Source organism: Microbacterium sp. NPDC055988 (assembly GCF_042269505.1).
Lineage (GTDB): Bacteria > Actinomycetota > Actinomycetes > Actinomycetales > Microbacteriaceae > Microbacterium.
The window spans coordinates 2395111-2413006 of the sequence record NZ_JBHJXY010000001.1; the positions used below are offsets into that span (position 1 = coordinate 2395111).

The 17896-nt window shown below is 68.6% G+C and carries 18 protein-coding genes; 10 read left to right on the top strand and 8 right to left on the bottom strand.

From position 1 onward, the window contains the following. Positions 1–14: 14 nt before the first annotated feature. Together ACFC14_RS11455 and ACFC14_RS11460 are read left to right on the top strand one after the other, a co-directional pair. Complete coding sequence (locus ACFC14_RS11455; RefSeq protein ID WP_376104378.1) at positions 15–1145, top strand: aminotransferase class V-fold PLP-dependent enzyme; 1131 nt, start codon at positions 15–17, stop codon at positions 1143–1145. Positions 1146–1302: 157 nt separating this feature from the next. Beyond that, positions 1303–2685 (top strand): PhoH family protein, encoded by a 1383-nt coding sequence (locus ACFC14_RS11460; protein WP_376104381.1) that lies wholly within the window; start codon positions 1303–1305, stop codon positions 2683–2685. A 69-nt stretch (positions 2686–2754) separates the two neighbouring features. Here ACFC14_RS11460 and ACFC14_RS11465 read toward each other — a convergent pair whose 3' ends face one another. Genes ACFC14_RS11465 through xseA form a run of 5 tightly spaced genes read right to left on the bottom strand, consistent with a single transcriptional unit; the run spans position 2755 to position 7050 of the window. After that, the gene (locus tag ACFC14_RS11465) at positions 2755–4176 is read right to left on the bottom strand and encodes a class II fumarate hydratase (protein WP_376104383.1); all 1422 of its coding nucleotides are present in this window, start codon (positions 4174–4176) and stop codon (positions 2755–2757) included. Further along, positions 4173–4859, bottom strand: a complete 687-nt coding sequence (locus ACFC14_RS11470) for a carbonic anhydrase (RefSeq protein ID WP_136043522.1) — start codon at positions 4857–4859, stop codon at positions 4173–4175. Before ACFC14_RS11470 ends, ACFC14_RS11465 begins: the two co-directional genes overlap by 4 nt. Then, the gene (locus ACFC14_RS11475) at positions 4856–5500 is read right to left on the bottom strand and encodes a DUF4245 family protein (RefSeq protein ID WP_376104386.1); all 645 of its coding nucleotides are present in this window, start codon (positions 5498–5500) and stop codon (positions 4856–4858) included. The genes ACFC14_RS11470 and ACFC14_RS11475 overlap by 4 nt, the downstream gene beginning before the upstream one ends. Beyond that, complete coding sequence (locus ACFC14_RS11480; protein WP_376104389.1) at positions 5497–5736, bottom strand: exodeoxyribonuclease VII small subunit; 240 nt, start codon at positions 5734–5736, stop codon at positions 5497–5499. Before ACFC14_RS11480 ends, ACFC14_RS11475 begins: the two co-directional genes overlap by 4 nt. Positions 5737–5772: 36 nt before the next feature. Then, positions 5773–7050: an exodeoxyribonuclease VII large subunit gene (xseA, locus tag ACFC14_RS11485; RefSeq protein ID WP_376104392.1), complete on the bottom strand. Its 1278-nt coding sequence runs from the start codon at positions 7048–7050 to the stop codon at positions 5773–5775. A 64-nt stretch (positions 7051–7114) separates the two neighbouring features. Between xseA and ACFC14_RS11490 the strand changes: the two genes are divergently transcribed. From ACFC14_RS11490 to ACFC14_RS11505, 4 genes are all read left to right on the top strand, one after another. Next, positions 7115–8194, top strand: coding sequence for a 4-hydroxy-3-methylbut-2-enyl diphosphate reductase (locus ACFC14_RS11490; RefSeq protein WP_205820412.1), 1080 nt, complete (start codon positions 7115–7117; stop codon positions 8192–8194). 2 nt (positions 8195–8196) lie between these two features. Further along, on the top strand, positions 8197–8988 hold the full coding sequence (locus tag ACFC14_RS11495) for an IclR family transcriptional regulator (protein ID WP_376104395.1): 792 nt from the start codon (positions 8197–8199) through the stop codon (positions 8986–8988). Positions 8989–9222: 234 nt separating this feature from the next. Beyond that, on the top strand, positions 9223–9756 hold the full coding sequence (locus ACFC14_RS11500; protein WP_376104398.1) for a DUF6264 family protein: 534 nt from the start codon (positions 9223–9225) through the stop codon (positions 9754–9756). Between the two features lie 29 nt (positions 9757–9785). After that, on the top strand, positions 9786–11051 hold the full coding sequence (locus tag ACFC14_RS11505; protein ID WP_376104401.1) for a hypothetical protein: 1266 nt from the start codon (positions 9786–9788) through the stop codon (positions 11049–11051). Positions 11052–11141: 90 nt separating this feature from the next. Here ACFC14_RS11505 and fbaA read toward each other — a convergent pair whose 3' ends face one another. Beyond that, positions 11142–12170, bottom strand: coding sequence for a class II fructose-bisphosphate aldolase (gene fbaA, locus ACFC14_RS11510; protein WP_136043528.1), 1029 nt, complete (start codon positions 12168–12170; stop codon positions 11142–11144). A 184-nt stretch (positions 12171–12354) separates the two neighbouring features. Between fbaA and glpX the strand changes: the two genes are divergently transcribed. Together glpX and ACFC14_RS11520 are read left to right on the top strand one after the other, a co-directional pair. After that, positions 12355–13341 carry a class II fructose-bisphosphatase gene (gene glpX, locus ACFC14_RS11515; protein ID WP_136043529.1) on the top strand — a complete coding sequence of 329 codons (987 nt, stop codon included), beginning with the start codon at positions 12355–12357 and terminating at the stop codon, positions 13339–13341. Positions 13342–13516: 175 nt separating this feature from the next. Next, on the top strand, positions 13517–13807 hold the full coding sequence (locus ACFC14_RS11520) for a hypothetical protein (protein WP_376104405.1): 291 nt from the start codon (positions 13517–13519) through the stop codon (positions 13805–13807). 96 nt (positions 13808–13903) lie between these two features. On the opposite strand, the gene ACFC14_RS11525 is transcribed toward ACFC14_RS11520, so the two are convergent. Continuing rightward, complete coding sequence (locus ACFC14_RS11525; RefSeq protein WP_376104407.1) at positions 13904–15190, bottom strand: DNA recombination protein RmuC; 1287 nt, start codon at positions 15188–15190, stop codon at positions 13904–13906. Between the two features lie 64 nt (positions 15191–15254). Further along, on the bottom strand, positions 15255–15857 hold the full coding sequence (locus ACFC14_RS11530) for an exonuclease domain-containing protein (protein ID WP_376104410.1): 603 nt from the start codon (positions 15855–15857) through the stop codon (positions 15255–15257). Positions 15858–15916: 59 nt separating this feature from the next. On the opposite strand from ACFC14_RS11530, the gene ACFC14_RS11535 reads away from it, so the two are divergent. Further along, entirely contained in the window at positions 15917–16657 is a 741-nt protein-coding gene (locus tag ACFC14_RS11535) for a class I SAM-dependent methyltransferase (RefSeq protein WP_376104413.1), read from the top strand. Between the two features lie 150 nt (positions 16658–16807). Further along, on the top strand, positions 16808–17881 hold the full coding sequence (ychF, locus tag ACFC14_RS11540; RefSeq protein WP_376104416.1) for a redox-regulated ATPase YchF: 1074 nt from the start codon (positions 16808–16810) through the stop codon (positions 17879–17881). Positions 17882–17896: the final 15 nt, after the last annotated feature.

Here is a 17896-nt window from a genome sequence, read left to right on the forward strand (position 1 = left end):
GCCACAATGACGCAGTGAGCACTTTCCAGGACTACGTCGACACGTTCGACAATGAGTCCGGCTACCTGAACTGGGCGGCTTTCGGCCCGTTGTCTCCGTCGGTACGCGAAGAGATCTTCGCCGATGCCGACCTCCTGGGAAGCGGACGCCCGTCCTCCCTGTCCCTGGTCGCCGAGCGCGTCGGACAGGCCCAGGAGCTTGTCGCAGAGCTGCTCAGTGGCGACCCCGATGACGTCACGCTGCAGCCCTCGTCGACGCACGGACTCATGCACGCGCTGTATGGCATCTCCGGGGCGGTGATCGCGAGCACGGCGGAGTTTCCCAGCGTCAGCTTGACGCTCGACCGGGCTGCGACGGCATCGGACCGCGCGGTCACGCCTCGGTGGATCACCCCCGACGACGGGCGGGTGACCCCGGACGCGGTCGCCGAGGCGCTCGATGACGACGTCGTCGCGCTCGCGGTGAGCCACGTCGACTTCCGCACCGGGTACCGTGCCGACCTCGCTGCACTACGCGATGTCATCGGCCCTGACCGCCTGCTGGTGGTCGACGCGGTGCAGTCGTTCGGCGTCATCGACGTCGACTACACGGCCGCCGACGTCGTGGTCGGGCACGGCTACAAATGGCTGCGCGCGGGACGAGGCAGCGCGTTCGCCTGGTTCGCACCGCGCGCACGAGAGCGGATCGTCCCCGTGCTCTCCGGGATCACCGGAACCACGGCGACCGATCTGTTCGTCGATGAGCTGCCCGCACCGGCCGCATCCGCCAGGGCCTTCACGGTCAGTCAGCCGGACACCCTCGCTGCGGGACGGCTCGCGATCGGCGTGCGCGATGTCCGCGACGCCGGCGTCGCACACATCGAGGAGCAACTCGCAGTGCGCGTCGACACCGTGATCGAGATCGCCGATCGCCACGGGATCGACGTGACCTCGCCACGCGAGCGCTCCCAGCGTGCCGGCATCGTCGCGCTGGCGCCGGAAGAACCCGCGCGGCTCGCGGCGGCGCTGGCGAACGCCGGAATCGTCGTGACGGCACGCGGCTCCTCCGTGCGCATCGCCCCGCACGCGGGCACGGACGCGGCGACCCTCGAACGACTGGATGAGACGCTGCACGCATTCGGCAACGAGACGTTCATCAGCGTGTAACGAATCCTGGCGTGTCGAAATCGGGTTAATCCACTCAGCGGTCGTACGTTCTAGGCATCGGGCAAGGCGCCCGCTCGAGTCGGCCTCAGGTTCGCGGCTCGTGACCCCCTGGTCGACTCGTTCGAATAGCCGGGATTCCCCGGGTCGGGAGTGGGTCGTGACCACACGTACAGCGCAGCAGGCCACCAGCACCGCGCAGCAGTCCACCCGTAAGACGTCGAGCCGGGCATCGTCCGCCGATCCGGATCAGGATCTGCGTACGTATGTGCTCGATACCTCCGTCCTGCTGAGCGATCCGCAGGCGTTCTTCCGGTTCGCCGAGCACTCGGTCGTCGTCCCGGTCGTCGTGATCACGGAGCTGGAGGGCAAGCGCCACGACCCCGAGATCGGCTACTTCGCACGGCAGGCGCTGCGGCATCTCGACGACCTGCGCATCGAGCACGGACGCCTGGACTTCCCGGTCGAGGTCGGGGAGGGCGGCACACTCCGTGTCGAACTCGCGAACACCGACTCCTCGGTGCTCCCGGCCGGTATCCGGCTCAGCGACAACGACACCCGCATCCTCTCCGTCGCGATGCACCTCGCACAGGACGGCCAGGACGTCACGATCGTCTCGAAGGACCTGCCGATGCGTGTGAAGGCCGCATCGCTGGGACTCCGCGCCGAGGAGTACCTCGCTGAGCAGGCGGTGGACTCCGGATGGACCGGCATCTCGACCCTCGACCTCTCCGGCGACGACATCAGCGACCTCTACGAGAGCGAAGTCGGCATCAGCGAGCAGGCTCGAGGGCTCCCGGTCAACACAGGGCTGATCATCCACTCCGAGCGCGGTTCCGCTCTCGGGCGGGTCACGGGTGACGGCGAGTACCGCCTGGTTCGCGGCGACCGTGACATCTTCGGGATGCACGGACGCTCGGCCGAGCAGCGGATCGCGATCGACCTGCTGCTCGACCCGGAGGTCGGCATCGTCTCGCTCGGCGGTCGCGCGGGGACCGGCAAGTCGGCGCTCGCCCTGTGCGCGGGGCTCGAGGCCGTACTCGAGCGCCAGCAGCAGAAGAAGATCATCGTGTTCCGGCCGCTGTTCGCGGTCGGCGGCCAGGAGCTCGGCTACCTCCCCGGCGACCAGGGCGAGAAGATGGGCCCCTGGGGGCAAGCGGTGTTCGACACGCTCGGCTCGGTCGTCTCCGGCAACGTCATCGAAGAGGTCGTCGAGCGCGGACTGCTCGAAGTGCTGCCGCTCACGCACATCCGTGGACGCTCCCTGCACGATGCCTTCGTGATCGTCGACGAGGCGCAATCGCTCGAGCGGAACGTTCTGCTCACGGTGCTGAGCCGCATGGGGCAGAACTCGCGCGTCATCCTCACCCATGACGTCGGTCAGCGGGACAACCTCCGCGTCGGTCGGCACGACGGGATCGCCAGCGTGATCGAGACCCTGAAGGGGCACGACCTCTTCGGTCACGTCACCCTGACACGCTCCGAGCGCTCGGCCATCGCCGCCCTCGTCACCGAGCTCCTGGAGGGTGGAGAGCTCAGCTGACGGCGGAAACACCGGATGCCGCGAGGAACGAGTCCACGCGGCATCCGGTAGTCGGTCGGCCCGTGTGGGTCAGCCCGGGTGGGTCATCGACAGCAGGTCGAGCTTCTCGTCCAGCTGCTCCAGCGTGAGGTCACCGCGCTCGACGTAGCCGAGGTCGATGACGGCGTCGCGCACCGTGATGCCCTTGGCGACCGAGTGCTTGGCGATCTTCGCCGCCGCCTCGTAGCCGATGAGCTTGTTCAGCGGCGTGACGATCGACGGGCTCATGCCGGCGAAGGCCGCTGCGCGCTCGACGTTCGCCTGGAGGCCGTCGATCGTCTTGTCGGCGAGCACGCGCGAGGCGTTCGACAGCAGACGGATCGACTCGAGCACGGCAGTGCCCATGACCGGGATGGCGACGTTCAGCTCGAAGGAACCGGATGCTCCGGCCCAGGCGACCGTCGCGTCGTTGCCGATCACGCGTGCGCACACCATCAGCACGGCCTCGGGGACGACCGGGTTGACCTTGCCGGGCATGATCGAGGAGCCGGGCTGGAGGTCGGGGATGTGCAGCTCGCCGAGGCCCGTGTTGGGGCCGGAGCCCATCCACCGCAGATCGTTATTGATCTTGGTGAGCGAGACCGCGATCGTGCGCAGTGCGCCGGACGCTTCGACGAGGCCGTCGCGGTTGGCCTGTGCCTCGAAGTGATCCTTCGCCTCGGTGATGGGCAGCTCGGTCTCGGCCGCGAGGAGCGCGATGACCTTCTGCGGGAAGCCGAGGGGCGTGTTGATTCCGGTGCCGACGGCGGTGCCGCCCAGCGGAACCTCAGCGACGCGGGGGAGGGCCGACTGCACGCGCTCGATGCCGAGGCGCACCTGACGGGCGTAGCCGCCGAACTCCTGGCCGAGGGTCACGGGCGTGGCATCCATGAGGTGCGTGCGGCCGGACTTGACCGCGTCCTTCCACAGCTCGGCCTTCGCCTCGAGGGCGACGGCGAGGTGGTCGAGCGCCGGGATGAGGGTGTCGATGAGGGCCTGCGTCACGGCGATGTGCACCGACGTCGGGAACACGTCGTTCGACGACTGCGACGCGTTCACGTGGTCGTTGGGGTGGACGGTCGCGCCGAGGATGCGCGTCGCGAGCGTCGCCAGCACCTCGTTCATGTTCATGTTCGACGAGGTGCCGGAGCCGGTCTGGTAGGTGTCGACCGGGAACTCGCCGTCGTGCGCACCCGAGGCCACCTGGTCGGCGGCCTGGGCGATCGCGTCGGCGATGGCGCCGTCGAGGGTGCCGAGCTCCTTGTTGGCGAGTGCTGCCGCCTTCTTGATCCGCGCGAGGGCGGCGATCTGCGTCGACTCCAGCCCCTTGCCCGAGATCGGGAAGTTCTCCACGGCGCGCTGCGTCTGTGCCCCGTAGAGCGCGTTGACGGGCACCCGCACCTCACCCATGGTGTCGTGCTCGATCCGGTAGCCCTGCGCATTTTCGCCGCTGCGCTGGTCGGTGTCGGTCATTCAGAACCCTCCTTGGTTTCGGGGTCGATCCCCTTGGTGACGTCCTCGGTGTCGATTCCGACCGTGATGACGGGCACCGCCACGCCCTCGGCCAGACGGTAGTTGGCGCCGACGATGCCGAGACGGCCTTCGGCGACGGCATTGCTGATGATCTCGGACGACTGCAGCAGGTCGCGCACCGTGTTGCGCAGGTGCTCGATGCCGACCAGTTCGGAGTCGATGTCGGCGACCGTGCCGCCGCCGTTCTCTGCCAGGACCTTCCGTGCGGCGGGGACGATCGGGGCGATCAGCTTCCAGATGTGCGGCGGCAGAGGAGCGGCGTCGATCGCTGTGCCGTCGATCGCCGCGCGAACCGCGCCGCAGGAGTCGTGGGCGAGGACCACGATCAGAGGAACCTCGAGCACCGCCACCGCATACTCGAGGCTCGCGACGATCGACTCGCCCATCACCTGACCGGCGTTGCGGACGACGAACAGGTCACCGAGCCCGAGGTCGAAGATGATCTCCGCGGCGAGGCGCGAGTCCGAGCAGCCGAACAGGGTCGCGACGGGATGCTGCGCCGCGGCCAGGTCCTTGCGTCGGGCCACATCCTGGTTCGGGTGAAGTGGCTCGTCGGCGACGAAACGGCGGTTCCCCTCCTGCATCTGTTGCCAGGCTGCGGAGGGGGACAGGGGGTGAGTCATGAGGCCTCCGAGATGTCGCGGATCTGCGGGATGAGGGATTCGGCGAGCTCGGCGGTGGAGTCCGCCGAGCGTGCGCCGTAGAGCAGGATGTAGTCGTCGCCCGCCTGAGTGCCGATGGCGTAGGTGACATTGGCGTTCGACTCGGCGCTGGCGGGCTTGTAGACGTCCCACTCGAGTCCGCCGATGCGCACCGTGTCTGTGGGCGCGATGCCGTTCAGGCGCTGCGGAGCCCAGGATGCGTCGGCGTCGAAGGCCTGCGCGACCTTGACGAACCCGCGTTTGGTGTCGGATTTCGGGGCGAGAGTCACTTCCCAGACGACCGTGGCGCCGCCCTGCATCTCGGCGTCGTTCGCGCGCCAGAAGGTGCCGAGCTCGGGGATCAGGACGGGGCGTTCCATCGAGGACTCCACGCCTTCGGCCACGGCCGCGACGTCGAGCGGCTTGCGTTCCACCGGCTCGCCCCGCGGCACCGCGAAGATGATGACGGCGACGACGGCCACCGTGACCAGCAGCGCCGCGATGAGATTGCGGAAGGTCTGACTGGATCGGTAGGCCTTGCTGGAGGCCGCCTTGCGGGCGGCGGTCTCTTCCGGGGTCTCCGGGCGTCCGAGCTCGGCGATGATCGGAGGCTGCTTGCTCATGCGTCTCCGCCAGACGTCTCGTCGGATGCGGCGGCACGTGCGGCGTCCAGTCGGCGCTTCGCGCCGAGCAGCCATTCCTCGCAGCGAGCGGCCAGCGCTTCGCCGCGTTCCCAGAGCGCGAGCGAATGCTCGAGCGTCGGAGAGCCCTGCTCGAGCTCGGCGACGACCTTCACCAGCTCGTCACGGGCTGCCTCGAACGACAGCGTTTCCACGGGGATGTCGTTCAGCGCGCTCACTCCTCCATCCTACGTCGTGCGTCGCGCCGGCCCGGCTCAGTCGTTCTCAGGGATCTCGCCCTCGGAGCGGGCAGCCACCGAACCGCGATCGACCATGATCGTGAGGCTGCTGCCGGCCGGGGCATCCGCCGCATCGCGAAGGATCACGCCGCCGTCGAGGTGCGCGATCGCGTAGCCGCGAGCCAGCGTCGCCGCAGGGGAGAGCGCCCGCAGGGAGGCACGCAGCTCGCTGGTGCGACGGCCCGCGGTGTCGAGCTGTCGGGTGAGGCTGTCACGGCCACGCGCCAGCAGGAGCCACAGCTCCTGGGCGCGCGCGTCGATGATCGGGGCGGGGGAGCGGAGCACCGGTCGGGAGCGGAGCTGCTCGAGCTGCGCGATGTCGTGAGTGACGCGCTGGGTGAGGCGGGTCGTCGCGCGAGATCTCAGCTGCGCTATGAGCGCCCGCTGCTCTCCGACGTCGGGTACCACGCGCTTCGCCGCGTCCGTCGGGGTGGACGCTCGGAGATCTGCGACATCGTCGAGCAGGGGATGATCGTTCTCGTGTCCGATCGCGCTGACGACGGGAGTGGACGCCGCGGCCACCGCCCGGACCAGACGCTCGTCGCTGAAACCGAGGAGCGTCTGCGGGTCGCCGCCGCCGCGGGCGATGATGATGACGTCGACTTCGGGGTCGGCATCCAGCCGTGCGAGAGCGGCCAGGGTGTCCGGCACGCAGCGATCGCCCTGCACGGCGGCGTACTCGGTGCGGAAGCGCACCTGCGGCCAGCGCAGCTCGGCGTTGCGGTGCACGTCCTTCTCGGCGTCGGAGCGCTCGCCGGTGATCAGGCCGATCACATGGGGGAGGAACGGCAGGCGCTTCTTCCGGGCCGGATCGAACAGGCCCTCCTGGCGCAGCTGCACCCGGAGCTTCTCGAGGCGTTCGAGCTGATCGCCCAGCCCCACGTGCTTCATCGCCGAAACAGCGAAGCTGAAGTCGCCGGCCTTTACGAAGTAGTCGGCTTTGACCGCGACCACGACGTGATCGCCGATGCCGATGTCGGAGGGGATGCGGCCGCGCACGCTCGACCACACGCGGATCGAGATCTGCGCGTCCGATCGGGTGTCCTTCAGGCGCGCGAAGACGTTGCCGGCGCGCACGTTCCACGAGGTGATCTCGCCCTCGACCCAGACGGTGTTCCAGCGGGCGATGAAGTCGCGGATCGTCGCGTTGAGCCGCGTGACCGAGGTCGGGGCATCGGCTGTGGAATCGCGAGGGGCGACCGAATCGGCGGGCGGTGTCTCGCCCTGGCCCGTCGTCGCTTCGAAGACTGTCATCCGCTCCCGTTCCTGCCCCTGCGCTCTCCGGCCTCGCACAGCCGCGCGGCGGTAGAATCCAAGGGTGACTTCGACTGCCGTGCATCTCCCCGTCCCCCGTCTCCCGCGTGTGCGTGCGGCGGCCGGACGGCTTCAGGATAACCCGGTGGCCGGACACAAGCGGGTCCTGCTCGCCGCGCCGCGCGGATACTGCGCCGGCGTCGACCGAGCTGTCGTCGCCGTCGAGAAGGCGCTCGAACGCTACGGCGCCCCGGTCTATGTGCGCAAGCAGATCGTGCACAACATCCACGTCGTGACCGAGCTCGAGGAGAAGGGCGCGATCTTCGTCGAAGAGGTCGACGAGGTTCCCGAGGGCGCACACGTCGTCTTCAGCGCGCACGGCGTCTCGCCCGCGGTCGTGAACGCCGCATCCGATCGGGGACTGCATGCGATCGACGCGACCTGCCCGTTGGTCACCAAGGTGCACCGCGAGGCCGTGCGGTTCGCCCGGGACGACTTCGAGATCCTGCTCATCGGTCACGAGGGCCATGAAGAGGTCGAGGGAACGGCGGGCGAGGCCCCGGAGCACGTCACGGTCGTGAACTCTCCGGAAGAGGCCGACACCGTCGTCGTCAAGGATCCGAACAAGGTGGTCTGGCTCTCACAGACGACGCTCTCCGTCGACGAGACCATGGAGACGGTGAACCGGCTCCGCACGCGCTTCCCCGAGCTGCACAATCCGCCGTCCGACGACATCTGCTACGCCACGCAGAACCGCCAGGTCGCGATCAAGAAGGTCGCGGCCGGGGCCGACCTCGTGATCGTCGTGGGCTCGTCCAACTCCTCGAACAGCGTGCGTCTGGTCGAGGTCGCACTCGAGTATGGGGCGAAGGCGGCATATCGCGTCGACTATGCCGAGGAGATCCAGCAGGAGTGGCTCGACGGCGTCGAGACCGTCGGCGTGACCAGCGGGGCCTCCGTGCCGGAGGTGCTGGTGCGCGAGGTGCTCGAGGCGATCGGCGATGCCGGGTATCGCGATGTCGAAGAGGTCAAGACGGCGGAAGAAGACCTGATGTTCTCGCTGCCGAAGGAGCTTCGACACGATGCTTCCGGTCAGCGCGACGATCGGGCGCTCGGCGGTCGTGCCACTGGAGGAGGCGCGTAGCCTTGAGCGCCGCGGACGCGGAGCCGACCCTCATCGGGTCGGTGCAGCGTGCTCTGCGGCTGGTCGACATCGTCGCCAATTCGCCTCGCCCGCTTCCGGCGAAGATGCTGGCCGCGATCACGGGATTGACGCCGGGCACGACCTACAACCTCGTACGCACCCTCGTCCACGAGGGGTACCTCAGCTCGGAACCGGACGGGCTTGTGCTCGGCTCGCGGTTCCCCTCGTTCCAGCAGCAGATCGACTCGCGCGGGGTCTTCCTCGCCCGGGTTCGGGCCTCGCTCCGGGATGTGACGGAAGACCTGGGTGCGACCGCGTACCTCTCCCGCTTCGCGGACGGAGAGATGCACCTGGTCGACATCGTCGACGCGGTGCGCAACCCCCGTGTCGAACTCTGGGTGGGGTTGCAGTCGAGCGCCCATGCGACCGCACTGGGGAAGCAGATCCTCGCGGATCTGCCCGATGACGACCGGCTCGACTACCTCTCCCGGCATCGCCTGGAGGAGCTCACGCCGCGCACGATCAGCGATCGTCGCACACTCCTGACGCAGCTGGAGCATTCGCCGGGATGGGCCGTGGATCACGAGGAGTATGTGATCGGCGCGACCTGCGTCGCGGTGCCCGTCATCGCCCCCGGCGTCACCGCGTCGCTGGCGATCTCGCTGCCGGCTGACCGGGCCGTCGTGGACAGCGAGCTCGTCGCGACGCTGCAGCGAGCGGCGAGGCGGCTCTCGCTGCAACTCGGGGCCGACACCCTAGACGGCGGCTCGGACGGTGCGGAGTTCACTATCTGAAGTCTGACCCCTGGTGCTCGGGCACACGTTTTCCTATGATCGGGGGAGTAGCGGCATGCAACAGCGCTACAGATCACCTCAGGCGTCCCCAGCGCCGGTGATCAAACTGGATGAGAAGCGTCCCCAGCGCTTCACATCCGCGGCCCCGCGAAGTCCCCACTTCTCCGGGGCCGCTATCGTTTTCGGGGTCTCTCGCTGTGAGGCGTGCAGAGCCGGGGCGGTTAGCATGGCGTGATGACCGATCAGCGCCCGCAGTACGGCGAACTCGCCACCCCCGAGGAGCAACGGCGTGCCGCCGGCCTGCCGCCCCTCGACGAGGTCGTCGTCGTGTCGCCGATGCCGGCAACCGCGGGGCCGGCGGCGCCCGGGCCGAGCGCGAGCGCTCCCGCCGCACGTCCGCACCCGGTCGACCGCTTCGTGACGATCGGGTTGCTGGCCTACGGCCTGGTGAACATCATCATCACCGGGCTCTCGTATCTCGACCTGCCGACCGTGATGAACGAGACGATGAAGATCCTCGGCATCGAGGGGGAGTTCACCAACTTCGCCCAGGGGCGCACTTGGGGAGTGATCGCCGCCATCGCCCTCGCCGTCGGATGGTCGATCACCGCAGCGCTGTCGATCCGACGGCTGCGGCGTCGACGGATCACCTGGTGGGTGCCGATCGTGGGTGCGCTGGCGACCATGATCGTCGTGATTATCTGCATCTCGGTGCCGATGATGAACGACCCGGCATTCGTGGCCTACATGTCGACCGTCGCGCCGTAGACGTCGAATCGCACGGCTACTGTCGGAGGATGCCCCAGAACAGCTTCGGCGTCCATCTCTCCTACGCTTCGGTCGATCGTACTGACGGGACCGACCCTCGCCCCTCGGCCCGCGACATCCTCTCTCTGCTGCGCGTTCCCGCCGGCGTGCGTGATGCGACGGCCGAGTGGGATGGCCGGGAGGAGGCCGTGCTCGCGATTCCGGTGACGGATGATGGCCACGTGCTGACGCTCAGCGAGGATGACACGATCGAGTCGACCTTGTCGGCGAGCGAGCTGGAGGCAGCCTTCGAGGAGAAGGGCCTCACGCTCTGGCTCGACGTGGACGGGGACGTGGACGGAGACGTCGCGACCGGCTTCGATTCGGTGGAAGAACTGGTCGACGACCTCATCGACGATTCCGTCGAGATGGGCGGCGACGGATCGGAGGCTGCCGCGATCGATTCCGCGCTGTTCGCGGCACCGGCGGTGCAGGTCTCGGCGTTCTCGCACCGCGGACCCGCCGTCGCGAGGATCCTGGCGACGGCGCGCAGAATGACCGTCGATCACCGGGAGTCCGGCGACTGGTCCCTTCAGCAGTTCGAAACCTCGGAGCCGACTGGTGATTGGTCGACCTCTCCTGCGGAGGTGCCCGTGATCGAGCTGAACCGTGCGGAGGCCGCCGTGTGGTTCGAGGTGACCGTGGGCATCGGCGGTCCGGTTCCGTTCTGGACGGATGCGGAACGCGACACCGTGCCCGTGCTCGACATCGCGGCGATCGGTGTTCCCGAGACCGCGGAGATCTATCGCCGGCTCCTCACCGAGGGCGACGGGAGCCGCGATGACCTCCTGGAGATCGCCGCGGCCGTGAGGCTCGATGTGGACGCCGCCCATCGTGCACTGATCCCCGAGGCGCTGGGCGGCGTCATCGGTGCCGAGGCTCGGGAGCGCGCCTTCCTGGCTGCCTTCGGTGTCGCTCCGGACCTGATCGACGCCGCGTTCGGCGGTGCGACCGCTCCGGCGGTACGGCGATTCTTGCCCGTGGGATGGTGGACCGCGGTGCGGGAGTCGGCGATCGCCGGGGTCGGGGAGTTCACGCCTCTCAACCGTCGGGAACGGCCGCTCGCGCGGCTCGGCGATGCTCTCCGCCGCCGCCCGGTGGTCGGCCTGGCCCTGTCGTTCGGAGAGTTCGTCGTGGGGGCGTGGGTCACGTCTCGCGGGCGGGGTGCAGGCAGGACCCTCGGGCTGCTGCTGGTGGTCGATGCGTTGATCGATGCGTCGATCCTGATCACGCGGATCCGCCGAGGTCGTCGCTGACGGCTGTCCGGCTGGTCGGCGCAACCCCGCTGCGAAAGAGAGATGCCCCAGCCATTCGGCTGGGGCATCTCTCGTCGAAGTCGTGGCGGATCAGCTCTTCGACTGGCCGTAGGAGCCGAGCTGACGGGTCGACTCGACCACGCGGGCGGCCATCGCCGACTCGGCGATCTTGCCCCAGGCGCGCGGGTCGTACTGCTTCTTGTTGCCGACCTCGCCGTCGACCTTCAGCACGCCGTCGTAGTTCTTGAACATGTAGTCGGCGATCGCACGCGTGTAGGCGTACTGCGTGTCGGTGTCGATGTTCATCTTGATGACACCGTTCGCGACTGCGAGGGCGATCTCCTCGTCGGTCGAGCCGGAGCCGCCGTGGAAGACCAGGTCGAGCGGCTTGGCGCCTGTGTTGTACTTCGCGGCGACCTCGGCCTGGATCTCGCCGAGGAGCTCCGGGCGCAGCTTGACGCCACCGGGCTTGTAGACGCCGTGCACGTTGCCGAACGTGAGGGCGGCGATGTAGCGACCCTGCTCTCCGAGACCCAGCGCCTGCACGGCCTGGTCGACGTCTGCGAAGGTCGTGTAGAGAGCCTCGTTCGAGCCCTCGTGCTGCACGCCGTCCTCTTCGCCGCCGACGACGCCGATCTCGACCTCGAGGATGGCGTTGATGTTCTTCATGCGGGGGAGAAGGTCCTTCGCGATCTCGATGTTCTCCGCGAGGGGAACGGCCGAGCCGTCCCACATGTGGGACTGGAAGATCGGGTTGCGACCGGCCTTGACCTCTTCCTCGGACGCAGCGATCAGCGGCTCGACGAAGCCGGCGAGGGCGTCCTTCGGGCAGTGGTCCGTGTGCAGCGCGACGGTGATGGGGTAGTTCTTGGCGACTTCGGTGGCGAAGCGCGCGAAGGCGAGTGCGCCCGTGGCGCGTGCCTTCACCGTGTGGCCAGCGAAGTAGTCGGCTCCACCCGTGGTGACCTGGATGATGCCGTCGGAGCCGGCCTCGGTCAGCCCCTGGAGGACGGAGTTGATCGTCTGCGAGCTCGAGACGTTGAATGCGGGGTACGCGAAGCCGCCGGCCTTCGCGCGGTCGAGCATTTCGGCGTACTGATCCGGGGTGGCGACGGGCATGAGAACTCCTGCGATAGGTGAAGCCGGGACAGGTGCCACTCTATCGGGGCCACCGGAGTCGATCGAAGGCGGAGAGTCCCGGCCGTACCGCTGCTTGTGCCCAGACGTTAAGAATCGTGATTCCTTCGCGGGATGGAGGCCGAAAACCGGGCCGTTCGCTCGCGTCGATAGCTAGGCTGACCGCATGGTGAGTCTGACAGCGGATCTGAGCCCTCTTCGTCCCGACCGTAACCTCGCGATGGAGCTGGTGCGAGCGACGGAGGCTGCGGCCATCCGTGCGGTCCCCTTCATCGGGCGCGGGGCGAAGGAGGCGGCCGACGGGGCCGCCGTCGACGCGATGCGCGCATTCCTCGGGACGGTCGATTTCCAGGGCCGCGTGGTGATCGGTGAGGGCGAGAAGGACAACGCGCCCATGCTGTTCAACGGCGAGGTCGTCGGCACCGGACGTGGACCGCTGTGCGACATCGCGGTCGACCCCATCGACGGAACGTCCCTCACCGCAGCGGGTCGGCAGAACGCGCTGTCCGTGATCGCCGTGTCCGACCGCGGCACGATGCTGGACGCGTCCACCGTCTTCTACATGGACAAGCTCGTCACGGGGCCGGCGGGCGTCGGCGTCGTCGACATCCGGCTCCCCATCGGCGAGAACATCCGCAAGCTCGCCGGTGCGCTGGACAAGCCCGTCGACGAGATCGTCGTGTCGGTGCTGAATCGGCCACGCCACGAGCAGCTCATCCAGGAGATCCGCGACGCCGGCGCCGGCACGCGCCTGATGAGCGACGGCGACGTCGCGGGTGGGATCAACGCGGCTCGGCACGACGCCCGCACCGACATGTGCGTCGGCGTCGGCGGCAGCCCCGAGGGCATCGTCACGGCATGCGCCATCAAGGCGCTCGGCGGACACATCCAGGGACGTCTGTGGCCGCGTGACGACGATGAGCGTCAGCGCGGGATCGACGCCGGGCTCGAGATGGACAGGGTCTACGAGGCCGATGACCTCGTGCAGGGCAACAACACGATCTTCGTCGCGACCGGCGTCACCGACGGTCAGCTCGTTGCGGGCGTGCGCCGCGAGCGGGGCTACGTGTACACGGAGAGCGTCGTGCTCCGTGGAGCTTCCGGGACCCTCCGTCGCATCGCCTCGGAGCACCTCGTCTCGAAGTGGCTCTGATCTCGGGGCCTTTCTGAAGGCTTGTTCCCCCTCGACGATGACGGCATCGTTATCGAGCCGGTATGGGCTCAGGGCGGGGTGAGCCACGCTTTCCGGAGCGCCGTGTCACAATTGTCACTGGGTTTGTCGCCGTGGACGGAGCCGTCAGGCATCGCAGGCACAGGAGGGCGAACGGATGACAACGCAGCACACGAGTGGCTCGAAGGCCGCCGCGACGAAGATCATCACGACGAACACCGGACGGATTCTCCGAGTGAGCGCCGACGCTGAGTCGGGCGTCGCAGCCACCCCGTCCGTGACCACCCCGCCGGCGGCCGTCGCGGACCCTGCTCGCCGCGCTGACGTGCTGTTCCGCGTCCGCCGCGACGAGGGCCATGAGGTCAGCGCCTGGTGGATGATCGGAGCCTTCCTCGCCACCAGCGGCCTGGTCATCCTGCTGCTCAGCGGCGTCCCCGGCATCGCCTGAGGCGCTGTTCGACGCTTCGGTTCAACGCCACGCGGCTCGGCACGATGGTCGGCCGCCCGGCAGTGCGCGACGGTGGTGGCGCGACCGTGGCGGTGCCTAGATCTCGTCGAGACGAGTCCGCACCTCGCCCACATCCGCGCGCACCGATGCGGAGTCGATGCCGTCTGTGGCATCGTCGGCCTCAGTCGTCGGCTCACTCGCATCGCCGTCGAGGGTGATCAGCTCAGGAGCGGTGAAACGTCGCCCCGTGGTCGCGGTCGCCGACGGAACGGACGCGAGAGCCGCGGCATCGACGCCGGGGAACTGCCGGGCCGTGACGAGTACGCGCGTTTCGAGCGATCCGGCGAAGCGGTTGTAGCTGTCGACCGTGCGCTCCAGGGCGCGGCGCAGATCGTCGGCATGCCCGGCGAGAGTACCGAGCCGGTCATAGAGCTGCGTGCCGAGGGCCAGCAGTGTGCGTGCCTCGGTCGACACCTCCTGCTGGGTCCATGTGAACGCCACGGTCTTCAGGACGGCCCAGAGGTTCACAGGAGACGCGAGCGCCACTCGACGGCTGAACGCGTAGTCGAGCAACGTGGGGTCTTCGTCGATGGCCGCGGCGAGGAGGGACTCGCTCGGCAGGAAGCAGATCACGAACTCCGGACTCGCGTCGAGTCCCGCCCAGTACGCCTTCTTGGCCAGAGCGTCGATGTGCGCGCGGACGGCTTTGACGTGCTTCTGCATCAGGGAGCGCCGCTGTGGTTCCTGGGCGTCTCCCGTCGACAGTGCCGAAGCCTCGAGGTACGCGTCGAGGGGCACCTTGGCGTCGACGGCGATGGAGCTGCCGCCGGCGAGGCGGATGACCATGTCGGGTCGACCCTGACCGCGGTCGGACGAGATCGTCGCCTGCAGGTCGAAGTCGATATGACGCGTGAGCCCCGCCGCTTCCACCACGCGGCGCAGCTGCGTCTCGCCCCACACCCCGCGCGTGGCCGTCGAGCGCAGGGCGCCGGCCAGAGACTCCGTCGTCGCCCGGAGCGCCTCATCGGATTCCTGCGCGCGTCGCAGCTGCTCCTCCAACGTGCCGAACTGGGCATGGCGCTCGCGCTCGATCGCGGTGACCTTGGTCTGCATCTGCTGCAGGCTCTCCCGCACCGGCGCGAGCGCCGTCAGCACCGCGTTCTGCTGCTGCACGCGCTGCGCCTCGGCCCGCTGCTCGTTCCGGGCGTGCTCCACGGCATCGCGGTAGAGGTCGTACTGGCGGTCGCGGTCGTCGCGCGCGGCGGCCAGCTCGGCCTGAGCGCGCGCGAGGTCAGCGGCACCGCGCCCTGCGCGCAGGAACCAGCCGACGGCGACGCCCGCCGCGAGGGCGACGAGGAGGAGAACCACAACCAGAGCATCCATGTGTTCATGATGCGGCCGGCGTCGGACATTCCGAGGTCGCCGCGCACGGGAGCGGTGTGTCGACTCAGGCGACGGCGCGCTCCAGAGCAGGTGCGACGGGTGCGACGGGTGCGGTGACGCGCAGGCTCAGCGCATCGGCGAGCGCGAACACGTCGGCGGCACCCGCCCTGGCGGCCGCATCGATCACGATCTGCGCGCAGGCGCGGGCGTCGGCGAGGGCGTCGTGGTGCGCGAACTCCTCGAATCCGGCGGCGGCCGCGGCGACCGGCAGGCGATAGGAGTCGAGAACGTAGGTCTTCCGTGCGACCTGCAGGCTGCAAAGGGAGCGGTACGGCGGGCACAGCTGGCCCGTCGCCTCCGAAGCGCGGCGCAGCACGTTGAGATCGAATCCGGCGTTGTGGGCGACGAGCACGTCGGCTCCGGCAAAGGCGCACAGGCGGTCGAACTGGTCGACCCACGTGGCCGCGGACAGCACGTCCTCCGGCTGGATCCCGTGGATCCGCACGTTCCACTCCTGGAACTCGTCGTGGCCGGGCGGCGGCTGGATCAGCCATCCGGTGGTCGCGACGACCTCGCCGCCGCGCACACGGACCAGCCCGACGGAACAGGCAGAGGCGGGGCTGGAGTTCGCGGTCTCGAAGTCGATCGCAGTGAAGTCCAGTGGCACGTCTCCACTCTCGCCCCGAGGTCGGCGACCACGCGGGAGACTCGCCGTAGGCTGGCCGCATGGCTGAGGACATGGCGACGTCGTTCGGTGCGCAGGCCGCGGACTACGAGGTCGGACGACCCGAATACCCCTTCGACGCGGTGGCGTGGATGCTGGAGAAGATGCCGCACGGCACCCGCCGTATCGCCGATGTCGGCGCGGGCACAGGCAAGCTCACGCGGGTGTTGGCGGAAGCGCCGGATGCCGAGGTCGTCGCGATCGATCCGGATCCCGAGATGCTTGCGACCCTCCGTGGTGCGGTGCCGGGGGTGCCGACCTTCGTCGGGTCGGCGGAGCGGCTGCCCCTCCCGGATGAGAGTGTCGACGCGGTCGTCCTGGGGCAGGCCTGGCACTGGGTGGATCCCGCTGCCGGATCAGCCGAGATCGGTCGGGTCGTGCGCAGCGGGGGAGTGCTCGGCCTCATCTGGAACATCCGCGACGATCGCGTCGAGTGGGTGCGCCGGTTGACCGAAATCATGCACGGCAGCCACGCCGAGAACATGCTCGCCGAGGGAGATCCGGTCGTCGCTGCGCCGTTCGGCCCGCTCGAGCAGGAGCGCTGGGAGTGGGTCCGCCCGATCACCCGCGACAGCCTGCACCGCATGGCGGCATCACGCAGCTACATCATCACGGCGTCGGACGATGAGAAGGCCCGCATCCGGCGCGACCTCGACGAGCTGTTCGACGAGCTCGATCTGCACGACGACACCACTATCGACCTTCCGTACGTGACACGGGCCTACCGCGCCGTGCGCGGCTGATCGCCGAATCAGGCGATCAGCCTGTATCAGGCAGAACTCCGCTGCATCCGCCTGATCTCACGCGCTCGCCTGATCTCGCGCTCTGAGTGCGCGACTGAGGAGCAGGCTTCCGCAGGGTGGTGGGGGTGGGGCCAGGTAGACTCGTGCCCCGTGGCTCTCACTATCGGCATCGTCGGCCTGCCCAACGTCGGCAAGTCCACCCTCTTCAACGCACTCACCAAGAACGACGTGCTCGCAGCGAACTATCCGTTCGCCACGATCGAGCCCAACGTCGGCGTGGTGAACCTGCCCGACCCGCGACTCGACAAGCTCGCGGAGATCTTCGGCAGCGAGCGGATCCTCCCCGCGGCCGTGTCGTTCGTCGACATCGCCGGCATCGTGCGCGGCGCGAGCGAGGGTGAGGGGCTCGGCAACAAGTTCCTCGCGAACATCCGCGAGGCCGACGCCATCGCGCAGGTGGTTCGCGGCTTCGCCGACGACGACGTCGTGCACGTCGACGGCACGGTCAACCCGGCATCCGACATGGAGACGATCAACGCCGAGCTGATGCTCGCCGACCTCGAGACCGTCGACAAGGCGATCGCCCGGTACGAGAAGGAAGTCCGCGGCAAGAAGATCGAGCCCGTCGTTCTCGAGACAGCGAACGCCGCCAAGGATGCCCTGGAGCGTGGCGTGCTGCTGTCGGTCGCGGGCATCGACCTGACGCCGATCCGCGAACTGGGTCTGCTCACCGCGAAGCCCGTCATCTTCGTCTTCAACGTCGATGAGGCCGTGCTGACGAACGACGCCCGCAAGGCGGAGCTCGCCGCCCTCGTCGCGCCCGCCAAGGCCATCTTCCTCGACGCGAAGATCGAGTCCGAGCTCATCGACCTCGACCCGGAGGACGCCGCCGAGCTTCTCGCGTCGACCGGCCAGGACGAGTCCGGCCTCGACCAGCTCGCCCGCATCGGCTTCGACACCCTCGGCCTGCAGACCTACCTGACGGCCGGCCCCAAGGAGGCTCGCGCCTGGACGATCCCCAAGGGCTCGAAGGCGCCTCAGGCCGCCGGTGTCATCCACACCGACTTCGAGAAGGGCTTCATCAAGGCCGAGATCGTGTCGTTCGAGGACCTGGTCGAGACGGGCTCCGTCGTCGAGGCCCGCGCCAAGGGCAAGGCACGCCTGGAGGGCAAGGACTACGTCATGCAGGACGGCGATGTCGTGGAGTTCCGCTTCAACAACTGAAGTGGGGCACGGGGC

Excerpts from the sequence above, each read along its gene's own strand:
- ACFC14_RS11505 (WP_376104401.1), top strand. The coding sequence starts at position 9,786 with ATGCCCCAGAACAGCTTCGGCGTCCATCTCTCCTACGCTTCGGTCGAT.
- fbaA (WP_136043528.1), bottom strand. The coding sequence starts at position 12,170 with ATGCCCGTCGCCACCCCGGATCAGTACGCCGAAATGCTCGACCGCGCG.
- ACFC14_RS11535 (WP_376104413.1), top strand. The coding sequence starts at position 15,917 with ATGGCTGAGGACATGGCGACGTCGTTCGGTGCGCAGGCCGCGGACTAC.
- ACFC14_RS11470 (WP_136043522.1), bottom strand. The coding sequence starts at position 4,859 with ATGACTCACCCCCTGTCCCCCTCCGCAGCCTGGCAACAGATGCAGGAG.
- ACFC14_RS11525 (WP_376104407.1), bottom strand. The coding sequence starts at position 15,190 with ATGGATGCTCTGGTTGTGGTTCTCCTCCTCGTCGCCCTCGCGGCGGGC.
- ACFC14_RS11520 (WP_376104405.1), top strand. The coding sequence starts at position 13,517 with ATGACAACGCAGCACACGAGTGGCTCGAAGGCCGCCGCGACGAAGATC.
- xseA (WP_376104392.1), bottom strand. The coding sequence starts at position 7,050 with ATGACAGTCTTCGAAGCGACGACGGGCCAGGGCGAGACACCGCCCGCC.
- ACFC14_RS11500 (WP_376104398.1), top strand. The coding sequence starts at position 9,223 with ATGACCGATCAGCGCCCGCAGTACGGCGAACTCGCCACCCCCGAGGAG.
- ACFC14_RS11465 (WP_376104383.1), bottom strand. The coding sequence starts at position 4,176 with ATGACCGACACCGACCAGCGCAGCGGCGAAAATGCGCAGGGCTACCGG.
- glpX (WP_136043529.1), top strand. The coding sequence starts at position 12,355 with ATGGTGAGTCTGACAGCGGATCTGAGCCCTCTTCGTCCCGACCGTAAC.
- ACFC14_RS11475 (WP_376104386.1), bottom strand. The coding sequence starts at position 5,500 with ATGAGCAAGCAGCCTCCGATCATCGCCGAGCTCGGACGCCCGGAGACC.